Annotated in this window: 3 protein-coding genes; 2 read left to right on the forward strand and 1 reads right to left on the reverse strand. The window is 60.9% G+C overall.

The features are described from left to right. Positions 1–141 precede the first annotated feature (141 nt). Positions 142–2055, forward strand: coding sequence for an ATP-binding cassette domain-containing protein (locus ACRC1E_RS02925; protein WP_438513611.1), 1914 nt, complete (start codon positions 142–144; stop codon positions 2053–2055). 225 nt (positions 2056–2280) lie between these two features. Here the strand turns inward: ACRC1E_RS02925 and cadR are convergent, their stop codons facing one another. Further along, positions 2281–2712 (reverse strand): Cd(II)/Pb(II)-responsive transcriptional regulator, encoded by a 432-nt coding sequence (gene cadR / locus ACRC1E_RS02930; RefSeq protein ID WP_438513612.1) that lies wholly within the window; start codon positions 2710–2712, stop codon positions 2281–2283. An 80-nt stretch (positions 2713–2792) separates the two neighbouring features. Between cadR and ACRC1E_RS02935 the strand changes: the two genes are divergently transcribed. Further along, the gene (locus tag ACRC1E_RS02935) at positions 2793–5012 is read left to right on the forward strand and encodes a heavy metal translocating P-type ATPase (protein ID WP_438513613.1); all 2220 of its coding nucleotides are present in this window, start codon (positions 2793–2795) and stop codon (positions 5010–5012) included. The last annotated feature ends 208 nt before the right edge of the window (positions 5013–5220 follow it).

The following is a 5220-nucleotide window of genomic DNA, read 5'->3' on the forward strand; positions in this document are numbered from 1 at the left end:
GTCAAACCGCGCTGGGACCTGGCCTCGCTACCCAAGGTTTAAACCTTAACGCTCACGCTATAGATGCCACACCGGCCGCGACTGATTTCGCGACCGGTGTGGCGCCAGAATTTCTGCCTTTCAAGGGCATACCGGAATCCCATGATCCAACTCAAGAACGTCAATCTGCGCCGCGGCCTGAAAGAGCTGCTGCTTAATGCCAGCCTTACCCTCAACCCGGGCAACCGCATCGGCATGGTCGGCGCCAACGGTGCCGGCAAGTCCAGCCTGTTTGCGCTCTTGATGGGCCAGTTGCAGCAGGATGCAGGTGAAGTCGAGGTACCGGCCCACTGGACGGTGTCCCATGTCGCGCAGGAAACGCCGGCACTGATGCGTAGCGCACTCGACTATGTACTCGACGGCGACCATGAGCTGCGCAGCCTGCAAAGCCGCTTATCCGAGGCCGAACACGCCAACGACGGCGTAGAGATCGGCCATTTGCACGGCGAGCTGGAGCATATCGACGCCTATAGCGCCGAATCGCGCGCCGCGCGCCTGCTGACCGGCCTGGGTTTTACCCAGGAAGGCCAGATGCGGCCGGTGTCCGATTTTTCCGGTGGCTGGCGCATGCGCCTGAATCTGGCGCAGGCACTGATGTGCCGCTCGGATTTGCTGCTACTGGACGAGCCGACCAACCACCTCGATATCGAAACCGTGCTATGGCTGGAAGACTGGCTGGTGGCCTACCCCGGCACCTTGCTGGTCATCTCGCATGACCGCGATTTCCTCGATGCGGTCACCACCCATATTGTCGAAGTCGCCCAGCAGACGCTGACGCTGTACACCGGCAACTACAGCGATTTTGAAGTCATGCGCGCCGAAAAACTGTCGCGCCAGCAATCCGACTTCCAGAAACAGCAAAAACAGATCGCCCACCTCGAATCCTTCATCACCCGCTTCAAGGCCAAGGCCAGCAAGGCGCGTCAGGCACAAAGCCGGGTCAAGGCACTGGAAAAACTGGAACGGGTGGCACCGGCGCATAGCGATTCGCCCTTTGATTTTTCTTTCGCCCCGCCCGACAAACTGCCCAATCCGCTGCTCAAGCTGGAAAACGTCAGTGTCGGCTATGGTGACACGCCCATCTTGCGCAATCTGACGCTATCGGTAGAAGCCGGTGCCCGCATTGGTCTTCTGGGCGTCAACGGTGCAGGCAAGTCGACACTGGTCAAGCTGCTGGCGGGCGAACTCGTGCCGCAGCAGGGCGAACTTATCGGCGCGCAGATGCTGCAGATCGGCTATTTTGCCCAGCACCAGCTGGAAACGCTGCGCCCGGACGAATCGCCGCTATGGCATTTGCAGAAACTGGCGCCGACCACGCGCGAGCAGGAACTGCGCACCTTCCTGGGCGGCTTTAATTTTCGCGGCGATGAAGTCTCAGCCCCGGTAGGCCCGATGTCGGGCGGCGAAAAATCGCGGCTGGCGCTGGCGCTGATCGTATGGCAAAAGCCCAATTTACTGCTTTTAGATGAACCGACCAACCACCTCGATCTGGAAATGCGTCACGCGCTGACGCTGGCGCTGCAGGACTTTGGCGGCGCACTGATCGTGGTATCGCATGACCGCTCCTTGCTGGAGGCCACCACCGATGTATTCTGGCGCGTGGGCGGCGGCGCAGTCACCCCGTTTGACGGCGATCTGGAAGACTACCGCCTGCAGCGCATCGCCGAGTTGGCCAATAGCGGCAAGCCCAGCAGCGGCAGCGCCAATGGCGGCGGCAACCGCAAAGAAGAAAAACGCCTGCAGGCCGATGAGCGCAAGCGCCTGAATGCGCTAAAAAAACCGCTGGCAACACGTCTGGCCAAACTGGAAAAGGCTCTGGATCTGCTGGGGCAGGAAAAAACTACGCTGGAAGCCTTCCTCGCCAGCGAGGAAGCCTACAGCATAGAAAACAAGTCCAAGCTCACTGAAGTGCTGCAAAAACAGGGCGAAACCGTGGCGCGCCTCGAAGCGGTCGAGGAAGAGTGGATGGAGGTGCAGGAACAGCTGGAGCAGCTATCCACAGAAAACGAGGGATAATCCTGTGGATAAATGAAATTTACACAGTAAATTTCATTAAAAATCAATTACTTAATATAGTTGCACATTTAAAAAGCAATACAAAAGCTTGTCCGCAGTTTGGCAGGAACAAGCTTGGGGACAGTCTGTGGAGAATGCCGGTAAGCAACTGATTTACCGGCATTTTTCATGGGCGCTTAAAAAACAGGCAGGCTTCGATTTTTTGCAGTGCCGGCTACGGCCGCATCAGGAAAAATGCGTATGCCGCTCCGCCGGGGCTTCGGTTTCCATTTTCGCCAGCCCCTGCAAAATTCCGCAGGCGGAAACAGCCTGCTCCGAATTGCACTGCAGCCGCAAATGCGCCAGCTGTACCTTCAGCTCACCCAGTTCGCGCAGTCGCGCATCGACATGGCCGATATGCTCGTCCAGCAAGGCGTTGACCTCGCCACAACGCGCCGAGGGGGTGTCCAGCAAGGCCAATAGCGCGCGGATTTCCTCATGGGTCATGCCCAGCGCCCGGCAATTACGGATAAAGCGCAGCCGCTCTACATGCACGGCGCTGTAGTGCCGGTAATTGCCGGCACTACGCTCGGGTGCCGCCAGCAAGCCTTCCTTCTCGTAATAACGCACGGTCTCGACCGTGCAGCGGGCTATTTGCGCCAGTTCACCTATTTTCATCAGCCATCCTCCATTCTCGCTTGACTCTATAGTAGCTTCAGGGTGTGCAATGCATCATACCGAACCCGGGAAAGATCATCATGCGCTACCGCCCAATCCAGCCCCCGCCCCGCCCGCAAGCCGCACCCGCAGCTTGCTGTAGTGGCGCCTGCCACACGTCCCCCGACGCGCCCCCGGCACCCGACAGTCCCTTGCCGGCAGGCCATATCCGCAGCCGCTTACGCATCGCGCAGATGGATTGTCCGGTCGAAGAAGCCTTGCTACGCAAGAGACTGGGCACGATGACGGGCGTTGCGGCACTGGAGTTCAATTTAATGGCGCGGGTACTGACCGTCGTGCACCTTCCCGTCACGCTGGACGCCATCATAGCGGCCATCGCTGACATCGGCATGCATGCACAAACCATGGACGAAACCACGCCGGCAGCCGCGCCCAGCGCGCCCAAGACAGCATGGTGGCCACTGGCCGCTGCCGGCCTGCTGGCACTTTTTGCCGAACTCGCTCACGCCTTGGACACGCCTGCGCTATTGGCTGCGCTGCTTGCCCTCGCCGCCATCGGCTTGTGCGGCCTGACAACCTACAAAAAAGGCTGGCTTGCGCTGCGCCACGGCCAGCTCAATATCAATGCGCTGATGAGCATCGCCGTCACCGGCGCAGCACTGATAGGCCAGTGGCCGGAAGCGGCCATGGTGATGGTGCTGTTCACACTGGCCGAACGCATCGAGGTCTTGTCGCTGGACCGGGCGCGGCGCGCGGTACAGGGGCTGATGCAGCTCTCGCCGCAAACCGCCACCGTACAGGACAGCGATGGCCAGTGGCGTGAACAAAGCGCGGCCGGCGTCGAGATCGGACGCCAGGTGCGGGTTAAACCGGGCGAGCGCATCGCGCTGGATGGCGTAGTCACGGCGGGGCAATCCAGCGTCGATCAGGCACCGATTACCGGCGAGAGCCTGCCGCAGGAAAAGTCGCTAGGCGACACGCTGTTTGCCGGCACCATCAACCAGCACGGTGCACTGGAATACCGCGTCAGCGCCCGCGCCGACAATTCGACGCTGGCGCGCATCGTCCATGCCATCGAACAGGCACAAGGCGCACGTGCGCCGATGCAGCGCTTTATCGACCGCTTCGCCCGCATCTACACCCCGGTCATCTTTGCGCTGGCACTGGCTGTCGCCCTCCTGCCGCCACTATTACTGGATGGCAGCTGGCACGACTGGATCTACAAGGCGCTGGTGCTGCTGGTGATTGCCTGCCCGTGCGCACTGGTGATCTCCACCCCGGTCACTATCGTCAGCGCACTGACCGCCGCCGCACGCGCCGGCATCCTGATCAAGGGCGGCGTCTTTCTGGAGGCGGGGCGGCGGTTGAAATTCCTGGCACTGGACAAGACCGGCACCCTCACCCACGGCAAGCCGGTACTCACCGACAGCGTATTTTTCAGTGGCCAGCATGAAGCGAGCCTGCGCCACATCGCCTTGAGTCTGGCGGCAAGATCCGACCATCCGGCCTCGGCCGCCATCGCCCGCGCACTGGATAAGGACCAGATCCCGTATCTGGATGTCACAAACTTCAGTGCCCTGCCCGGCGTCGGGATACGCGGCACACTGAATGGCCGTATCTATACCCTGAGCCAGCACCGCCTGTTACACGAGCAAGCCTTGTGCTGCGAGGCCATAGACAAGCAGATCGACGCACTGGAACAGCAAGGCAAAAGCGTGACCCTGCTTGCCGACGCTGAAAATGTGCTGGCACTGTTTGCCATGGCCGATACGCTAAAAGACGGCAGCCGCGCGGCCATCAGCGAACTGCATGCACTGGGAATCAAGACGGTGATGCTCAGCGGCGACAATATCCACACCGCCCGCGCCATTGCCGCGGCAGTCGGCATAGACGATGTCCGTGGCGAACTGCTGCCCGAGGACAAGCTGGATGCAGTGGCCGCCTATGCCGCGCAAGGTGTTACCGGCATGGTGGGCGACGGCATCAATGACGCACCGGCTCTGGCGCGGGCCGATATCGGCTTCGCCATGGGTGCCGCCGGCACCGATACCGCCATCGAAACGGCCGATGTAGCGCTGATGGACGATGATCTGGCCAAGCTGCCGGCCTTTATCCGCCTGTCGCGCCGCTGTCACGCCGTGCTGGTGCAGAATATTGTGCTGGCACTGGGTATCAAGGCTGTGTTCCTTGCGCTGACGCTAGCGGGGCTGGGAACGATGTGGATGGCGGTGTTCGCCGATATGGGCGCCAGCTTGCTGGTGATAGCCAACGGCCTGCGCCTGCTGCGCAAGCGCGGGTGAAGAGATAGGGCCCATTCACCCACAAGGACAGCGGACAAGGCTGGGGATGGGCTGTGGATAATTACGGCCAGCCCTTGTCGCAACAGGTGCCGGCCGCTTCTGCCTAAAAAACAGGCAATGATGGTTTCAGTCGCGGCGGCTAAGCAGCAGCCAGAGGCTGAACAGCACCGCCACGGCGAAGAACAGGCCGCTCCACATCGGCATCGAC

Origin of the sequence: Craterilacuibacter sp., assembly GCF_051659485.1 — a bacterium.
Lineage (GTDB): Bacteria > Pseudomonadota > Gammaproteobacteria > Burkholderiales > Chromobacteriaceae > Craterilacuibacter.